Source organism: Actinoplanes sp. NPDC024001 (assembly GCF_040638955.1).
In the GTDB taxonomy this organism is placed as follows: Bacteria; Actinomycetota; Actinomycetes; order Mycobacteriales; family Micromonosporaceae; genus Actinoplanes.
Window position 1 is genome coordinate 33,053 of the sequence record NZ_JBEZZB010000073.1, and the last position, 16,497, is coordinate 49,549.

The 16,497-nt window shown below is 70.0% G+C and carries 14 protein-coding genes, 3 tRNA genes and 1 rRNA gene; 9 read left to right on the forward strand and 9 right to left on the reverse strand.

Annotated elements, in window-relative coordinates; translation table 11 throughout:
- The first annotated feature begins 10 nt into the window (after positions 1 to 10).
- From AB0F81_RS26855 to AB0F81_RS26870, 4 genes are all read left to right on the forward strand, one after another.
- On the forward strand, positions 11 to 532 hold the full coding sequence (locus AB0F81_RS26855; protein ID WP_360201533.1) for a permease-like cell division protein FtsX: 522 nt from the start codon (positions 11 to 13) through the stop codon (positions 530 to 532).
- Positions 533 to 690: 158 nt separating this feature from the next.
- Positions 691 to 1,533 (forward strand): calcium-binding protein, encoded by an 843-nt coding sequence (locus AB0F81_RS26860; RefSeq protein WP_360201535.1) that lies wholly within the window; start codon positions 691 to 693, stop codon positions 1,531 to 1,533.
- 225 nt (positions 1,534 to 1,758) lie between these two features.
- A complete protein-coding gene (locus AB0F81_RS26865) occupies positions 1,759 to 3,114 on the forward strand; it encodes a calcium-binding protein (RefSeq protein ID WP_360201537.1) in 1,356 nt (451 codons plus the stop codon).
- A 96-nt stretch (positions 3,115 to 3,210) separates the two neighbouring features.
- A complete protein-coding gene (locus AB0F81_RS26870; RefSeq protein WP_360201539.1) occupies positions 3,211 to 4,356 on the forward strand; it encodes a calcium-binding protein in 1,146 nt (381 codons plus the stop codon).
- Here the strand turns inward: AB0F81_RS26870 and AB0F81_RS26875 are convergent.
- The 8 genes from AB0F81_RS26875 to AB0F81_RS26910 form a co-directional block, all read right to left on the reverse strand.
- Positions 4,341 to 4,790 (reverse strand): SRPBCC family protein, encoded by a 450-nt coding sequence (locus tag AB0F81_RS26875; RefSeq protein WP_360201541.1) that lies wholly within the window; start codon positions 4,788 to 4,790, stop codon positions 4,341 to 4,343. The genes AB0F81_RS26870 and AB0F81_RS26875 overlap by 16 nt on opposite strands.
- A 137-nt stretch (positions 4,791 to 4,927) precedes the next feature.
- A tRNA-Phe gene (locus AB0F81_RS26880) sits at positions 4,928 to 5,004 on the reverse strand.
- A 13-nt stretch (positions 5,005 to 5,017) separates the two neighbouring features.
- A tRNA-Asp gene (locus AB0F81_RS26885) sits at positions 5,018 to 5,091 on the reverse strand.
- A gap of 57 nt (positions 5,092 to 5,148) precedes the next feature.
- A tRNA-Glu gene (locus AB0F81_RS26890) sits at positions 5,149 to 5,221 on the reverse strand.
- A 165-nt stretch (positions 5,222 to 5,386) separates the two neighbouring features.
- On the reverse strand, positions 5,387 to 6,316 hold the full coding sequence (locus AB0F81_RS26895) for a MerR family transcriptional regulator (protein WP_360201543.1): 930 nt from the start codon (positions 6,314 to 6,316) through the stop codon (positions 5,387 to 5,389).
- Positions 6,306 to 6,878 (reverse strand): isopentenyl-diphosphate Delta-isomerase, encoded by a 573-nt coding sequence (gene idi, locus AB0F81_RS26900; RefSeq protein ID WP_360201545.1) that lies wholly within the window; start codon positions 6,876 to 6,878, stop codon positions 6,306 to 6,308. The genes AB0F81_RS26895 and idi overlap by 11 nt, the downstream gene beginning before the upstream one ends.
- Positions 6,875 to 8,362: a phytoene desaturase family protein gene (gene crtI / locus AB0F81_RS26905; RefSeq protein ID WP_360201547.1), complete on the reverse strand. Its 1,488-nt coding sequence runs from the start codon at positions 8,360 to 8,362 to the stop codon at positions 6,875 to 6,877. The genes idi and crtI overlap by 4 nt, the downstream gene beginning before the upstream one ends.
- A gap of 37 nt (positions 8,363 to 8,399) precedes the next feature.
- Positions 8,400 to 9,479, reverse strand: coding sequence for a polyprenyl synthetase family protein (locus tag AB0F81_RS26910; RefSeq protein ID WP_360201561.1), 1,080 nt, complete (start codon positions 9,477 to 9,479; stop codon positions 8,400 to 8,402).
- A gap of 108 nt (positions 9,480 to 9,587) precedes the next feature.
- Between AB0F81_RS26910 and AB0F81_RS26915 the strand changes: the two genes are divergently transcribed.
- From AB0F81_RS26915 to AB0F81_RS26925, 3 genes are all read left to right on the forward strand, one after another.
- Positions 9,588 to 10,475, forward strand: a complete 888-nt coding sequence (locus AB0F81_RS26915; protein ID WP_360201548.1) for a phytoene/squalene synthase family protein — start codon at positions 9,588 to 9,590, stop codon at positions 10,473 to 10,475.
- Position 10,476: 1 nt separating this feature from the next.
- Positions 10,477 to 11,790, forward strand: coding sequence for a deoxyribodipyrimidine photo-lyase (locus tag AB0F81_RS26920; protein ID WP_360201550.1), 1,314 nt, complete (start codon positions 10,477 to 10,479; stop codon positions 11,788 to 11,790).
- A 259-nt stretch (positions 11,791 to 12,049) separates the two neighbouring features.
- The gene (locus AB0F81_RS26925) at positions 12,050 to 13,411 is read left to right on the forward strand and encodes an NAD(P)/FAD-dependent oxidoreductase (protein ID WP_360201551.1); all 1,362 of its coding nucleotides are present in this window, start codon (positions 12,050 to 12,052) and stop codon (positions 13,409 to 13,411) included.
- Here the strand turns inward: AB0F81_RS26925 and AB0F81_RS26930 are convergent.
- Positions 13,395 to 14,165: an MEDS domain-containing protein gene (locus tag AB0F81_RS26930; protein ID WP_360201553.1), complete on the reverse strand. Its 771-nt coding sequence runs from the start codon at positions 14,163 to 14,165 to the stop codon at positions 13,395 to 13,397. The genes AB0F81_RS26925 and AB0F81_RS26930 overlap by 17 nt on opposite strands.
- A 105-nt stretch (positions 14,166 to 14,270) precedes the next feature.
- Here AB0F81_RS26930 and AB0F81_RS26935 point away from each other — a divergent pair, with 105 nt between their 5' ends.
- Both AB0F81_RS26935 and AB0F81_RS26940 read left to right on the forward strand, forming a co-directional pair.
- A complete protein-coding gene (locus tag AB0F81_RS26935; protein WP_360201555.1) occupies positions 14,271 to 15,140 on the forward strand; it encodes a Rieske 2Fe-2S domain-containing protein in 870 nt (289 codons plus the stop codon).
- 559 nt (positions 15,141 to 15,699) lie between these two features.
- A 16S ribosomal RNA gene (locus tag AB0F81_RS26940) occupies positions 15,700 to 16,497 on the forward strand; the annotation flags it as partial.

Sequence of the window (16,497 nt, forward strand, 5' to 3'; positions counted from 1 at the left end):
GCTTCGGATCATGCCCGACCGTGATCTTGAAGCCGAGCTGCTGGCCCTGGACACGCCAGAGGCAGAGGCCGAGCGCCGCGAATCGCCGCGGCGCTGGCTCCTGCTGGTGGCCGTGGCCGGGGCCGCGCTGGTCATCGGCGCGGTCGCGGCCACCTCGGTGATGATCGCCGCCGGGTGGCGTTATCAGCCGGATCGCCAATTCGAGGTGGCCGTCTTCCTGGAGCCGGGCATCACGGCCGAGCAGAGGTCGGCCATCCGGTCGGAGTTGACCGGGTTCCCGGGCGCCGGTGACGTTCGCCTGGAGACACGTGATCAAGCGCTGGCTAGGCTGCGCGAGGCGTGGAAGCACCAGCCGGACCGGGTCGAGGGCATCCAGGTGGAGACCATGTCCGAGTCGTTCCGCCTGGTGGCGGTGGGTCGGGAGTTCGACTGCGGGCCGGTCCCGGGCATCCGGCGACTGCCCGGAGTGGAGCGTGTCTGGATAGTGATGCACGCCACTTCGAGCCGGTACGGCGCCGAACTCGGTTGCTGAGCTTGATCTCGACGCCTGACTATGGGTAGGCTGCGCGAGCAACGCGTCGATACGGTGCCGTTCTGCAGAACCGGCTCTCTGATCCGCTTGACCGACTGTCGATCACTGTGAAGGTCGCCGGGCTTGCCTGCCCTGCCTAGGCTGCACAGTCGATCACGATGCCCACACGGGGGAATCACATGTTCCTGTTCAACCGCAAGGCTCTGGCTCTGCTCGGCGCGACCGCCGCGGCCGTCGCCTCCACCGCCGTTCTCGCCACCCCGGCCCAGGCCGCCAGCGCCGGCCTGGTGCGGACCGTCGGAACCGGCAAGGTCGAGTTCCGCGCCCTGATGGGCAAGGCCAACGGCGTGACCCTGACCATCAAGGGCCGCACCGTCACCATCACCGACAAGGTCGCCATCAAGGCCGGCAAGGGCTGCAAGTCGGTCAGCCGCACCAAGGTGAAGTGCACCACCAGCAAGAAGACCAAGACCCTGAGCGTCGCGCTCGGCGACAAGAACGACTGGGTCAAGAACAAGACCTCGGTCTTCCTGCTGACCGCCGGCGGCACCGGCAGCGACAAGCTGTGGGGCGGCTCGGGCGCCGACCAGCTGCAGGGCGGCAGCGGCAGCGACACGCTGTACGGCAAGGGCGGCGCGGACGTCATCTTCGGCGAGTCCGGTGCCGACACGATCTACGGGAGCACCGGCGACGACATCGTCGAGGCGGGCACCGGCAACGACCGTGTGTTCCTGGGAACCGGCGTCGACTACGGGTTCGGCGAGGGCGGCCACGACACCATCAAGGGTGAGGGTGGCAACGACTACCTCATCGGTGAGAGCCTCACCTCGGCCGGGGAGCAGATCGGCAGCAACAGCGCCCGCGACCGCCTGGACGGCGGCTCCGGCAAGGACTTCTGCCTGGTGCTCAACGCCGGCGCCACCACCGGCTGCGAGCTCGGTGTGACGGCGTCCAAGGAGGCGGCTGGCGTTGCGGCGCGTCTCGCGGACCTGCGCGGCTGAGACACAGCTTTGAACGAAACGGCCCGGTCTCTTCGGACCGGGCCGTTTCGGTTCCGGCCACCTGTGGAGTAGCTATGTGTTCGGCCGCTCAGGTCGAACATCTCGGTGATGACGACTATCTTTGGGCGCGGGTCCGCGCCGTTCCCCCCGTGACGGCGCGGACCTCTTGCTGTCAGGGCCTAGGATCGGTACCCGCGAATACACGGGGAGTTCGAGATGGCATCCATGAAAAGGCTGACCGGGGTCGGCCTCACTCTCTTCACCACCGTCGCTGTCGTCGGTGTCACGGCCCTTCCGGCGCAGGCCGCCTCCGCCGGCCTCGCGTCCATGAGCGGCGGCACGGTGCAGTACAAGGCGGCCTCCGGCAAGACGAACAAGGTCGTGGTGACCCGGTCGGGCAAGACGGTCACCATCGACGACAAGGTCGCGGTCAAGGCCGGCAAGGGCTGCAAGGCCGTCAAGGGCGACAAGACCAAGGTCAAGTGCAAGACGTCGAAGACGCCGAAGCGCGTGCGGGTGTACCTCGGTTCGCGCAACGACTCGGTGACCAACCGGACCAGCTTGCCGATGACGGCGTACGGCAGCACCGGTGACGACCGGCTGATCGGCGGGTCGGGCGCCGACTACCTGGCCGGCGAGTCCGGCAGCGACAAGATCTGGGGCGGTTCCGGCAGCGACTACATCGACTCGGGCACCGGCGCCGACACCGTTCGCGGCGAGAACGGTCTCGACACGATCTACACCGGCACCGGTACGGACTGGGTCGCCGGCGGTGCTGACCGGGACAAGATCTACCTGGGTGGTGGCAACGACATCGCCTACGGCGAGGGCGGCCAGGACACCGTTTACGGCGGGGACGGCAACGACCGGATCGCGCTCGGCGACGACCGCGACTGGGGCATCGGTGACCTCGGCAACGACATCATCGACGGCGGCACCGGCAACGACATCGCCTACGGCGGTGGCGTCTCCATCATCGGTGACCCGGTGAGTGACGTCGGCAACGACACGCTCCGCGGCGGCGACGGCGACGACTACCTGATCGGTTACGAGGGCGACGACCGGCTCGAGGGCGGCGCCGGCAACGACAACCTCACGGGCGAGTGGATCGACGCCAGCACCAATGGCCCTCAGCGGGTCTACGCGGACGTTCTGCTCGGTGGTTCCGGTGTGGACACGGTCGACTACTCCGGTTACCGCAAGCCGCTCACCATCGATCTCGACGGCGCCGCCCGCGACGACGGCCAGGCCGGTGAGTACGACACCGTGGGCGCCGACGTCGAGAACATCACCGGTGGCCAGTACGGCGACACGCTGACCGGCAACGCCGCCGCCAACAACATCGAAGGCGGCTGGTGGGGCGGCGACGTCATCCGTGGCGGGGCCGGCAACGACCGGCTCATCGGCGAGTCCGGCAACAACGAGATCCACGGTGAGGACGGCGACGACTTCATCCGCACCAACTCCCCGGGCAAGCCCGCGGACAAGGTCGACGGTGGAGCGAACGCCACCGCCGCCGGCGACACCTGCGTGACGGACTCCGCTGACACCGTGGTGAACTGCGAGTCCAGCAAGCAGTAACGAGCAGCGTTGTGTGGCCCCGCCGGTGTCCCGGCGGGGCCACATTCGTATCAGCATCGTTCTATGATCCTTCGCACCGCCCCGAGGAGGTTCCAGGTGCGCCCTACCCCTGTCGGTCTCACCCTTCTCGCCGTCGTCGCGATGGTCGGCTCCGGTGTCTCCCCGGCGCAGGCGGCGAGCACCGGCACGGCGTCCGTGGTCGAGGCCACGACGGTGCAGTTCAAGGCGGCCAAGGGCAAGCAGAACCGGGTCGTGGTGACCCGCTCCGGCAAGACCGTCACGATCGACGACAGCGTTGCGGTCAAGGCCGGCAAGGGCTGCAAGAAGGTCAAGGGCGACAGGACGAAGGTGCGCTGCACGCCGTCGAAGGCGCCGACCCGGGTGCGGGTCTACACCTACGACCGGAACGACTCGGTGACCAACCGGAGCGGCCTGGCGATCTCCGCGAGCGGCGGCACCGGCAGCGACCAACTCTTCGGCGGCCCGCTCGCCGACCGCCTGACCGGCGGCACCGGCAACGACCGCATCTCCGCCGGCTCCGGCAACGATCGGCTCTCCGGCGACGACGGCACCGACTATCTGTACGGCGGTGCCGGCCACGACCAGATCATCGGCGGCGGTTCGGCTGACGTCCTCCACGGCGGCGCCGACAACGACGTCCTGAGCGGCGGATACGGCAACGACAAGCTCTCCGGCGACTCCGGCGACGACAGCCTCTTCGGCGATCACGGCAGCGACCGCCTGGCAGGTGACTCCGGGAACGATGTTCTCGCCGGCGACAGCGGCCAGTCCACGGTCTCCGCCGACGTGCTGCTCGGCGGCTCCGGCCGCGACACGGCCGACTACCGCACCTACCGCAAGGCGCTCACCGTCGACCTGGACGGTGCCTCCCGCGACGACGGCCAGGCCGGGGAGCGCGACACGGTCGGCGCGGACGTCGAGGACATCAGGGGCGGCCCCGGCGCGGACCGGCTGACCGGCAACGCCTCCGGCAACCGGATCGTCGGCCTGGCCGGTGACGACGTCATCCGCGGTGGCGCCGGCAACGACCGGCTGGAAGGCGACAGCGGCCGCGACCTGCTCTACGGCGAGGAGGGCGAGGACATGCTCGACTCCGGCGGGCACGGCGACGGCCCGGACACCCTCGACGGCGGCCCGAACGCGACCGTTGCCGGGGACAACTGCCAGGTGCGCGAGCCCTCGGACATCCAGATCAACTGTGAGTACTACATCCCCTGGTGAGACTGGGCATACCGATCCAGCGCGGAGGCCCACATCCCGCGGATCACCCGGGCCATCGGGCCGTGATGCAGCAGGACGAGCAGCGGCCGCTGGGCGAGGCGGGCGCCGGTGTTGACCCACTCGACGTGGAGCCGGCTGCCTCCGTGCTCGGCCGGAGCGATGCGCACGAACCCGCCGCCGCTTCCCCCGTAGCTGCTCTCCACGACCGTCCAGCGGATCACGGCGGCGTCGGACCAGTCGTAGCGCGAGACCACCCAGAACGGTGACCCCGGCGTGCTCTCCCGAGCCACCGCCCAGGTGTCGCCCTGCTCGCGCAGCTCGTACTTCTTCGGGTCGAGGGTGCGGTTCCAGATCTGCAACCTGCGGTCGGTGAAGTCCGTAAGCGCGCGGCGCACCTGCTCGGGCGTGGCCTTCGTGTCGACGTCGAATCGCATCAAATCATGCGAGCACGCGGGCCGGTGGGCGTCAACCAGCCGGAAGAACGACCAAGCCGCCATCAAGGCATCGGAAAAGCAGAACGTCCACCATACGTTTCCGCAGGTGGACGACGCTCAAAGCCCGGCGAGAGGCTTGGTGGCCAGGGGCGGGGTCGAACCGCCGACCTTCCGATTTTCAGTCGGACGCTCGTACCAACTGAGCTACCTGGCCGTGGCTGGTGTTGCGGTCCTGACGGGACTTGAACCCGCGACCTCCGCCTTGACAGGGCGGCGAGCACTCCAACTGCTCCACAGGACCTTGCTATGTAACTGTCTTGCTCCGGCTTGTCAGCCGCTCGCGCAGCTAACTTACCAGTACCCCCAACGGGATTCGAACCCGTGCTACCGCCTTGAAAGGGCGGCGTCCTAGGCCACTAGACGATGAGGGCAACTCCGCCATCATTGCATATCGCTCTGGCTGTGCGATCGGCAGTGCTTGGTGGCTTTCGCCCGCCCCGCTTGAGGCCTGCAAAGCATATGTGATCGACCGAGCGGTCTCCAAATCGGTACCCCCTTTTCTTTGCGCGCGCCTCTGACCAGCGCAAACGCGCGGCTCACTCGGCGGCGCCGGCGGCAACCGTACGGACCGCGTCGGCGAGATTGCCCAGCGGAGTCACTTCGGGGGGCAGATCGGTGACCGGCCAGCCCGGTCCGGCCGCGGCGACGATCAACGGCGGACGGGGTACGGCGAGCACCCGCTCCAGCTGCTCCACACCGCCCGTGGTCGGCAGCTGGGACCAGAGCACCACCACAGCCGGGCCCGTCCGGTCCACGGCGTCCAGGAGCGCCCGGGGCGGCACCCGGGCCCCGAAAAGGCGGGTGGGCACCCCCAGCTCGGCCAGCGCCGCGGCCAGCGCCTCCAGCGGCAGCGTGTGCTGCTCCTCGTCGGCGGCGGCGAGCAGGACGCGCGGGGCGCGGTCGCGGGGCGGCCGGGGCACGGCGGCCAGGGCCTCGGTGACCGTGCGGGAGAGCAGGTGCTCGACCTCGACGAAGCGGGTGGTGGCTTCGTACCGGTCGCCGATGCCGATGAGCACCGGCATGATCACCTGGTTCCAGGTGGGCACGACGCCGCGCCCGGTGATCGCGCCCTCGATGATGTAGCGCATCGACGGCGCGTCCAGGCGCATGGCGGCCCGGGCCAGCCCGCGCGCGGCCGGGTCGGCCCGCACGCCCAGGGCGATCGCCTGGCCTCCGCCGGCGGGGGCGTCGACCGGAGTGGTGGCCGGGGCGTCGACCGGAGTGGTCTCGTCCGGCACCGGCGATCGGCGCGCCCAGGCAGCGGCTTCCGCGGGGGCCACGCCCTGCGCGGTGAGCCGCTGCATGACCTGCAGCCGGACCATGTCCTCGACGGTGTACCGCCGGTGGTGTCCCGGCTCGTGGCGGCTCGGGCCGAGGCCGTACCGCTGGTGCCAGGTGCGCAAGGTGGTCACCGCGACGCCCAGGCGGCGTGCGGCAGCGCCGGCGCTCAGGCCATCAGTTCCCACCCGGCCGCTCCGCCGGCGTGGACGAGGGGAGCGCGGTCAGGAGCCGTTCGGCGACACCGCCGAGCCAGGGCGCGTACGACTCCGGATCCCCCGCCACCCGCTCCGGCAGGTCGGCCGGCGCCACCCAGAGCAGCCGTGCCACCTCGGCCGGTTCGGGCTGGAACTCGATGCCGTCCGGGACTCGCCCGAGCAGCACGTGGTCGTACTCGTGCTCGACCCGCCCGGTGACCGGGTCCTCGGCGCGGTACGTGTACACCCCCACCTCGGTCAGCGGCACCGCCGGGATCCCGAGTTCCTCGGTGAGCCGCCGCCCGGCCGCGACCGCGAGGTCCTCGCCCGGCGCGGGGTGCCCGCAGCAGGTGTTGGCCCACCGCAGCGGGAAGCGGGTCTTCGCCGCCGCCCGCTGCTGCAGGAGCACCCGGCCGGTGTCGTCGGCGAGGAACACCGAGAACGCGCGGTGCAGCTGCCCCGGCGCCTGGTGCGCCTCCCGCACGGTTGCCGAGCCGAGTGGTGTGCCGATCTCGTCGACGAGCTCGACCAGGTGGGTCTCCCGAATCGTCACGCATTTCTCCCAGCGGTGATCCGGGCGGCGGCCAGCTTTCCGGAGATCAGGACCATCGGCACGCCGACGCCGGGCTGGGTGCCCGACCCGGTGAACACCACGTTCTCCAGCGTCGGGTGCAGGTTCGACGGGCGGAACGGGCCGGTCTGCGCGAACGTGTGCGCGGCCGCGAACGGGGTGCCGGCAGCCATGCCGTCGTCCGCCCAGTCGGCCGGGGTGACGATGCGCTGCACCTCGACCCCGTCGCGGAAGCCGATGTAGCCGCGGCCTTCCAGCACGCGCAGCAGCTCATCGGCGTAGCGCCGGTCCAGGCCGCCCCGCCAGTCCATCGGGCCGGCCTCGAGGTTGGGTGCGGGCGCCAGCACGTAGTACGACTGCTTGCCCTCGGGCGCCGCGGACGGGTCGGTGTGCGACGGGTTGGTGACGAGCAGGGACGGATCGCTCATCAGGAGACCCTTGTTGATCACCTCGTCGAAGGTGCCCTTCCATGCCCTGCCGAAATGGATGTTGTGGTGGGCGATCTTCGAGTAGTGCTGGTTCGACCCGATGTGCAGGACCACGCATGACGGCGAGTAACGCAGCGGGCGCCACTGCCGGCGGGCCGGGAGCAGGTCGCGGTAGGCGACCGGCAGGTCCGGGTTGAGCACGACCACGTCAGCCGGGATGTGTTCGCCGCCGGCGGTGATCACTCCGGTGGCCCGGCCGTTCGCGGTGGTCACCCGCTCCACAGTGGTGTCGTAGCGGAACGTGACTCCGTGCTTCTCGGCGGCGCCGGCCAGGGCCTTGGGCACGGCGTGCATGCCGCCGACCGGGAAGTAGACGCCGGCGACCGAGTCGAGGTACGCGATGACGGCGTAGATGGCCAGCGCGTCGTGTGGCGCCAGCCCGGCGTACATGGCCTGGAACGAGAAGATCCGCTGGGTCCGGGGGTCCCGGAAGTACTCGTTGATCTTCGGCTGCAGCCGCCGGAACCCGCCCATGCCGAGCAGTTTCAGCAGGTTGAGGTTCATCAGATCGACCGGGGTGTCGAGGTTCCGGCCGATGAAGTGGTCGCGCTCCAGATGCCAGAGCTGCCGGGTGAAGTCGACGAACCGCAGATATCCGTCGGCCTCGCGGGGGCCGCAGACGCGGGCGATCTCGGCGGCCATCCGGGTCGTGTCGGTACGCACGTCCAGAGTGGAGCCGTCCGGGTAGTACGCCCGGTACGCCGGGTCCAGCGGCTGTAGTTCCAGCCAGTCGCTCAGCTTCTCACCGACCGCCGCGAGGGGTTCGGCGATCAGGTCCGGCATGGTCAGCACAGTCGGCCCGGTGTCGAACTCGTAGCCGCCGACCGAGAGGCGGCCGGCCCGGCCACCGGGCACCGTCTCGCGTTCGACGACGGTCACCTGGCGCCCGGCCGCGGCGAGATGGAGAGCACAGGCCAGTCCGCCCAGGCCTGCGCCGACCACGACGACATGGTCGGTGGCTCCGGTCACGGTACGCACGTCACGGCTCCAAGGATCGGGGGGAGGTGGAGTCTCATCATGCCGGGCGGCACGTGGCGGTGGTCGCCAGCTCGATGAGGGCGGTGCGCGCGTCGGGATGGATCGGGGCGCCGGTCAGCGCCGCCACTCCTTCCGCGACCCGGGCCCGGATCATCTCCTCGACCCGCGCCGGAGCGCCGGTCTCGGTGATGATCCGGGCACGCCGGGCGATGAGCTCGCCGGAGCCCTCGGCGGGGTTGACGGCTCCGGCGAGGTCGGTGGGCAGCGGGCTGGACAGTTCCGCCCGCTGTTCCGGTGTGGCCAGCTGATGAGCCAGCATCAGCAGAGTGGTGGGTTTGCCGGTGCGCAGGTCGTCGGCGGCCGGCTTGCCGGTGATCGCCGGGTCGCCGTAGACACCGAGCAGGTCGTCGCGGAGCTGGAACGCCTCGCCGACCGCGAGCCCGTAATCCCGGTACGCCTCCTCGAGGCGGGAGTCGCCGCCGGCCAGGGCGAGCCCGAATCCGAGCGGCCACTGCACCGTGTAGCTAGCGGTCTTGTGCCGGGCGACGAGCAGGGCCCGCTCCACCGACCACGAGCCGGGGTCGGTCTCGCCGAGCACGTCGAGGTACTGCCCGGCGATCGCCTCGACCCGCATCCGGTCGTAACGGGCACGAACCTCCAGCAGGGCGGTCGCCGGCAGCGCGGTCCGCGCCAACAGCTGATCCGCCCAGACCAGGCAGAGGTCGCCGACCAGGATGGCGGCGGAACCGCCGAACTTGTCGCCGTGCTGCGCGGCGAAGAGCCGGTGTGCGGTCGGCCGGCCGCGGCGGGTGTCGGACTCGTCCATCAGGTCGTCGTGGACCAGCGCGAACGTGTGCATGAGTTCGAGTGCGCCGAGGGCGGGTAATACCGCCTCGACCGGTTCGGCGGCGCCGGCCACGCCGCGCCACCCCCAGTAGGCGAAGGTCGGGCGGAGTCGCTTGCCGCCGGCCATGACGAGATCCCGGGCGGTGCGAGCGAACCCGCCGAGGGCGGGGTCGACGGCGTCCAGGGCGGCGATCTGGCAGGCGAGGAAATCGGCCAGCGTCCCCTCGACGGCGCTGATCAGCGCAGGGTGTGAGACCGGCTGGCGGGGGATCGTATCGAGCCGATTTCCCTCGAGGGTGTGATTGGCCACGCTCAGTACCGTACCCTAATTTTGAGAAGTTGCGTCGATTCGTGCGTCGATTTAGCCCGGAGGCCCGGCATGGATACCGATTTGGCGGCCGCTTATGCGCGCTGCCGTGAGTTGCACCGAGAGCACGGGCGGACGTACTACCTGGCGACCCGGTTGCTACCGGCGTGGAAGCGCCGGCATGTGCATGCCCTCTATGGATTCACCCGATATGCGGACGAGATCGTCGATCGCACCGAGTCGCGACCGTCCGCCGAGCGGGCCGCGCTGCTCACCGCGTGGTCCGAGCGCTTCCTCGCCGGCCTGCGCGGCGAGGAGATCGACGACGAGCTGCTGCCCGCCGTGCTGCACACCATCGCGGTGTTCGACCTGGACCTCGATGACTTCGAGAAGTTCCTGCGCAGCATGGCCATGGACATCACGGTCACCGGCTACCGCACCTACGACGACCTGCTCGACTACATGGAGGGCTCGGCGGCGGTGATCGGCACGATGATGCTGCCGATCCTCGGCTCCTCCGACCCGGCCGCGGCCCGCGAGCCGGCCCGCCAGCTCGGCTTCGCCTTCCAGCTCACCAACTTCATCCGGGACGTCGCCGAGGATCTCCAGCGCGGCCGGATCTACCTGCCCGAGGAACACCTCTCGGAGTACGGGGTGACCCGCCGCATCCTCCAGCGCGGTGTCGCCACCCCGGCGATCAAGGAGCTGATCAAGTCGGAGGTGGCCCGGGCCCGCGAGCACTACGCGGCCGCCGCCCCCGGGATCCCGCTGCTCGAACCGGCCTCGCAGGCCTGCATGCGCACCGCCTACCAGCTCTACGGCGGCATCCTCAACGAGATCGAGGCGGCCGGCTACGACGTGTTCGCCCGCCGCGCCAAGGTGCCGAACCAGCGCCGGGTGGCGGTCGCCGTCCGCAACCTGCTCACCCGGCCCGGCACCCCGGTCCAGATCCCGGTCTGACATGGGTGTCACGGTCGCCCTGCTCACCCGTGACCTGCGGGTGCACGACAACCCGGTGCTGGCCGGCGCTGACCGGATCGTTCCGCTCTACGTGCTCGACCCGACCCTGGCCGGCCTCTCCGCCAACCGGCTGCGATTCCTGCACCAGTCGCTGGCCGATCTCCGCGAGTCGCTGCGCCGCCTCGGCGGCGACCTGGTGATCCGCGAGGGCGATCCGGTGGCGGAGACGATGCGCCTGGCTCGGGAGACCGGCGCCGACCGGGTCGCGGTGGCCGGTGACGTCACCGGCTACGCCCGGCGCCGGGAGCGCCGGCTGCGCGACGAGTGCGAGCGCGAGCGGACCGAGTTGCGCGTCACACCCGGCGTCACGGTGCTGTCGCCGGGAGCGGTGCGCCCCGGTGGCGGCGGCGAGTCGTACCGGGTGTTCTCGCCCTATTTCCGGGCCTGGTCGGCCGCGGCCTGGCGATCGCCGGTCGCCACCCCGCAGCGGATCACGCTGCCGGACGGGGTCGCGACCGGGAGCCTGCCGAAGATTCCCGACGGCGAGTCACCCCACGCCGCCGAGGGCGGCGAGACCATCGGCCGCCGCCGGCTGAGCGGCTGGTTGCGCCAGATCGAGGGGTACGAGGGCGCACACGACGACATGCCCGCGGACGGAACGAGCCGGCTCAGCCCGTACCTGCGCTGGGGTTGTGTCTCGCCGCTCGCCGTCGCCGAGGCTGCCCGATCGCGTGGCGCCGAGGCTTTCGTCCGCCAGCTCTGCTGGCGGGATTTCTACTACCAGGTGGCGCACGCGTTCCCGAAACTCTCCACCGAGCCCATGCGGCCCGCCGGCGACCAGGGGTGGCGCTATGACGACGACGCCCGCGAGCACTGGCAGGACGGGCTGACCGGGGTGCCGATCGTCGACGCCGGCATGCGCCAGCTGCGTGCCGAGGGCTGGATGCACAACCGGGCACGTCTGATCACCGCCGCGTTCCTCACCAAGCACCTCGGCCTGGACTGGCGGATCGGTGTGGAGTGGTTCTTCCGCTGGCTGCTCGACGGGGACGTCCCCAACAATTCCGGCAACTGGCAGTGGGTTGCGGGCACCGGCAACGACACCCGGCCCTACCGGCGCTTCAACCCGATCCGCCAGGCCCTGCGTTTCGACCCCGAAGGCGTGTACGTTCGTCGCTACGTACCGGAGTTGAAGGGAATCGACGGCGCCGCCGTGCACCAGCCGTGGCGTCTTGCCGATCCGGTGCGCCGTGGCCTCGACTACCCCGGCCCGCTCGAGTCACACCGGGATGAGGCGGTCTGGCTGCGGCCCTGACCTCCGCCCGGTTGTCCGGGCGGGTGTGGGCGGGGCCCGTCGGAGGTTGCGTCCGTCAAAACGTTCAACCGGCGGGTCCCGCGCCCCACGTCACCGCGGTCGAGAAACGGGTGGCGGCCGTGAGGATGACAGGCACCAGCCATGCCCGTCACCGCCCCCTCACGGCCGCCGGTGTTCCCGCTTGCGAAGGTCAGAAATCGTCTGCGGCGCGCGACACATGAGAACTTCTCGGCGCGGATCTAGTGCTTAGCTGAACCCCATGGGGACAGAGCGGCAAGTGGACGTGGTGGTCGTCGGCCTCGGAGTCGGCGGCGAGGAGGTCGCGGGCCGGCTGGCCGCGGCCGGACTGAACGTGGTCGGCGTCGAGAACACGCTGGTCGGAGGCGAGTGCCCGTACTGGGGCTGCATCCCGACGAAGATCATGGTCCGGGCCGGCACGGCTCTGGCCGAGGCGCGGCGGATCCCCGGCCTGGCCGGATCGGCCACAGTGGACCCCGACTGGGGCCCGGTCGCCAAGCGCATCCGCGACGAGGCCACCGACGACTGGAACGACAAGGTCGCGGTGGACCGCTTCACCGGCAAGGGCGGGACCTTCGTCCGTGGCACGGCGACGATCACCGGCCCGGGCCGGGTCCGGGCCGGCGACGAGGAGTTCGTGGCGGGCCGCGGCCTGGTCATCGCCACCGGCACCGCGGCCGTCATCCCGCCGGTCGACGGTCTCGCCGATACGCCGTACTGGACCAACCGGGACGCGGTCGAGACGCCCACCCTGCCGAGCTCGATGCTGGTGCTCGGCGGCGGCGCGATCGGCTGCGAGTTCGCGCAGGCCTTCGCCCGCTTCGGGGTCCAGGTCACGATCATCGAGGGCAGTGACCGGGTGCTCGCCATGGAGGAGCCGGAGTCGTCCGAGGTCGCCGCGGCGGCCATGAAGGCGGACGGGATCCGCATCCACACCGCAGTCCGCGCCACCCACGTCGGGTACGACCACGGTTTCACCGTCACCCTCTCCGACGGTTCCACCCTCACCGGCGAGAAGCTGCTGGTGGCGACCGGGCGTACAGCGCGGCTGCACGACCTCGGCGTCGACCAACTGGGCCTCGACCCGTCCGCGCGTGCCCTCACCACCGACGACCGCATGCGCGTCACCGACGGGGTCTGGGCGGTCGGTGACGTCACCGGCAACGGCAACTTCACCCACATGGCCATGTACGAAGCCGACATCGCGGTCCGCGACATCCTCGGCCAGGGCGGTCCCGGTGCCGACTACCGGGCCCGGCCCCGGGTCACCTTCCTCGACCCGGAGATCGGCGCGGTCGGCCTCACCGAGAAGCAGGCCCGCGACGCCGGGCTGAACGTCCGCGTCGGCCAGGTGCCGCTCTCCGCCACCTCGCGCGGTTTCATCCACGGGCCCGGCAACGAGGGCCTGATCAAGGTCGTCGCCGATCAGGACCGCGGGGTGCTGGTCGGCGCCACCACGGCCGGCCCGTCCGGCGGGGAGATGATCGGCGCGCTGTCGGTGGCGATCCACGCCGAGGTGCCGATTTCGACCCTGCTCAGCACCATCTGGGCGTACCCCACGTTCCACCGCGGCATCGGCGACGCGCTCAAAGCTCTCGGCTGATCACCTTCAGAGCGGGTACGCCCTCCAGCATCCGCCCGATGGGGGTGGGACAGGTCACCACCATGTGCCGCCCCCACGGCAGGGCTTCCGCGACCTGGATCAGGCAGGCGGCCACCGCCGGGTCCATGGCCGTGACCCGGTTCAGGTTCACGTGCACGTCCGGGTCGAGGCGAACCGCCTCGGCCAGGGCGGCGGCCAGCGGCTCCGCCCCGGCGGCGGCCAGCTCACCGCTCACCCGTACGCCCGGGGGCACGTGCTGGCGGCAGATCCGCAGCCGGCCGTCCTCGTGATAGACCGTGGCCGCGACGATCCGCGGATGGACCCGCGCCGCGTACCCCAGCGTCACCGGGTCGAAGCTCTCCCGGTCGTACTCGCAGATCATCGTGAGTCGGCCGGTCCCGAAGAGCGCGCCCACCTCGTTCTCGAAGACCAGCAACTGCTCGGCGCCAGCCCGGGGACGAATCGCCCAGCACATGTCCGTGGCGACCCGCAGGCCCGCGTTCCCGTCCCGCTCGGCCGCCGACATCTCCTCGGCCAGCCGGGCGACCATGGCTTTCGCATCCGGGCTCTGACCCGGCCCCCAGAGAGGCAGCGCCTTCACCTCGGCCCTGTCGGAGAAACAGACGACCCGCTCGTTGCGCGTGCGGCCGGCGCTGACGAAGGCGGTGAGCAGGTCCAGCCGCTCCTCCGGATCGGTGTAGGTCAGGCACGCGTGATCACCCGGCTGGAGCCGATCCACCGAGACGGCAGCCATGGTCTTCTCCCTCGCGCCCACTGTCGGCCGCTTGCCTACCCGGCGGTGCGGCCCTTCATGCGGCCGGCGGTGTTTGACCGGCCCGCCGCCGGGAACCGCCTAGTTATGTTGCGGCAGGCACTCTCCCGGCTCGAACAGGCAGACGCCCTCGACGGCGCCAGCGACAAGATCCAGTCCGCGGTTACCAGCGTGGTGCGGCCACGTCGCCTGCGCGACCTGCTGCACGGGACCTGGCTGGGGCATCCGCTGCACCCGGTCCTCGTGCAGGTTCCGGTCGGGGCGTTCATGTCCGCCGCGGTTCTCGACCTGCTTTCGGAGCGTCTCGTGCCCGGGAGCGGGCGGGCGGCAACGGCTCTGATCGCCGCCGGCACGGTGGGTGTCGCGCCCGCGGCGGTTGCCGGCTGGGTCGACTGGTCCGACATGACCAAGGACCGGCGCCGCGTCGGCCTGGTCCACGCGATGACCAACGCGGTCGCGGTCGGTCTCTACGCGAGCTCGCTGGTGGCCCGGCTGCGAGGGCGGCATGCGCAGGGCCGGGCGCTGGCCTTCGCCGGCCTGTCGGTTGCGGGGGCAGGGGCCTATCTGGGCGGCCATCTCTCGTACGCCCAGGGCGGGGGCATCAGCCACGCGGCGACGGAGGTGGCTCGCGTCCCCGAGGAATGGACCGAGGTCAGCTCGCTCTCCTCACTGCCCGAGGGCAAACCGGCCGTACGCCGGGCCGGTGACGTACCGGTGCTGCTCTTCCGGCAGGGGGACCGGGTGACCGCGCTGATCGAGCGCTGCTCGCACGAGGGCGGACCGCTCGGTGAGGGTGACGTCGAGGGCAGCGGCTCGGACGCGTGTGTGGTCTGCCCGTGGCACGGGAGCACCTTCCGGTTGGCCGACGGTCTCGTGGTGCACGGCCCTGCGGGCAACGACCAGCCGGTGTTGCCGGTCCGGGTCCGCGCCGGCTCGGTCGAGGTCCGCCGGCCTTGAGGCTTCCGGCTTCCCCTGCCGGCCTTGAGGCCTGCGCGTCCTCCTGCCTGCCTTGAGCCATCCGAGTTCTCCCTGCCGGCTTCGAGCCTTCCGACCTCCCTACCGCGCTGGGGTTCGCGATTTCCCTGCGCTGACCTGGGGAGACGCGGAACACTGGGACCCGGTTTGGAGGTCGCGGAAACCGGCGGGTAATGTTCTCCGAGCCGGCAGGGAAACGGGCGAGCGAGCGGAGAGATCCGCAGCGGCCGTCCTGCCAAATCCTCTGAATCGAGACCATGGCAGCGCTGTGGGCTCGGCTAAGGGACTTACTCGGCTAGATCGGCACCAACCGGGATCAACCGGTTGACAACGCCAGGAAGGCCTAGTAAAGTAGAGCGAGTGCCCCGGGCGGCGGGCCGCGAAAGCGGAACGCAGGATGGTGTGCGGTTGTTCTTTGAGAACTCAACAGGGTGCTTGATAAGCCAGTGCCAATTATGGCAATACCCCGGCTCATCGTTTAGGCGATGGGTGGGAGATTCCTTTGGCAACATTTTGTTGCCGGGACGCTTTTCCAAAGATTTTGTTGGAGAGTTTGATCCTGGCTCAGGACGAACGCTGGCGGCGTGCTTAACACATGCAAGTCGAGCGGAAAGGCCCTTCGGGGTACTCGAGCGGCGAACGGGTGAGTAACACGTGAGTAACCTGCCCCAGACTTTGGGATAACCCTCGGAAACGGGGGCTAATACCGAATACGACTTCCTGCCGCATGGCATGGACGTGGAAAGTTTTTCGGTTTGGGATGGACTCGCGGCCTATCAGCTTGTTGGTGGGGTAATGGCCTACCAAGGCGACGACGGGTAGCCGGCCTGAGAGGGCGACCGGCCACACTGGGACTGAGACACGGCCCAGACTCCTACGGGAGGCAGCAGTGGGGAATATTGCACAATGGGCGGAAGCCTGATGCAGCGACGCCGCGTGAGGGATGACGGCCTTCGGGTTGTAAACCTCTTTCAGCAGGGACGAAGCGCAAGTGACGGTACCTGCAGAAGAAGCGCCGGCCAACTACGTGCCAGCAGCCGCGGTAAGACGTAGGGCGCGAGCGTTGTCCGGATTTATTGGGCGTAAAGAGCTCGTAGGCGGCTTGTCGCGTCGAATGTGAAAACTCGGGGCTCAACTCCGAGCTTGCATTCGATACGGGCAGGCTAGAGTTCGGTAGGGGAGACTGGAATTCCTGGTGTAGCGGTGAAATGCGCAGATATCAGGAGGAACACCGGTGGCGAAGGCGGGTCTCTGGGCCGATACTGACGCTGAGGAGCGAAAGCGTGGGGAGCGAACAGGATTAGATACCCTGGTAGTCCACGCTGTAAACGTTGGGCGC

What these genes read in the sequence shown, in the direction of transcription:
- AB0F81_RS26855 (WP_360201533.1), top strand. Translation starts at nt 11, where the DNA reads ATGCCCGACCGTGATCTTGAAGCCGAGCTGCTGGCCCTGGACACGCCA.
- AB0F81_RS26860 (WP_360201535.1), top strand. Translation starts at nt 691, where the DNA reads ATGCCCACACGGGGGAATCACATGTTCCTGTTCAACCGCAAGGCTCTG.
- AB0F81_RS26865 (WP_360201537.1), top strand. Translation starts at nt 1,759, where the DNA reads ATGAAAAGGCTGACCGGGGTCGGCCTCACTCTCTTCACCACCGTCGCT.
- AB0F81_RS26875 (WP_360201541.1), bottom strand. Translation starts at nt 4,790, where the DNA reads ATGCGATTCGACGTCGACACGAAGGCCACGCCCGAGCAGGTGCGCCGC.
- AB0F81_RS26915 (WP_360201548.1), top strand. Translation starts at nt 9,588, where the DNA reads ATGGATACCGATTTGGCGGCCGCTTATGCGCGCTGCCGTGAGTTGCAC.
- AB0F81_RS26920 (WP_360201550.1), top strand. Translation starts at nt 10,477, where the DNA reads ATGGGTGTCACGGTCGCCCTGCTCACCCGTGACCTGCGGGTGCACGAC.
- AB0F81_RS26925 (WP_360201551.1), top strand. Translation starts at nt 12,050, where the DNA reads ATGGGGACAGAGCGGCAAGTGGACGTGGTGGTCGTCGGCCTCGGAGTC.
- AB0F81_RS26930 (WP_360201553.1), bottom strand. Translation starts at nt 14,165, where the DNA reads ATGGCTGCCGTCTCGGTGGATCGGCTCCAGCCGGGTGATCACGCGTGC.
- AB0F81_RS26935 (WP_360201555.1), top strand. Translation starts at nt 14,271, where the DNA reads ATGTTGCGGCAGGCACTCTCCCGGCTCGAACAGGCAGACGCCCTCGAC.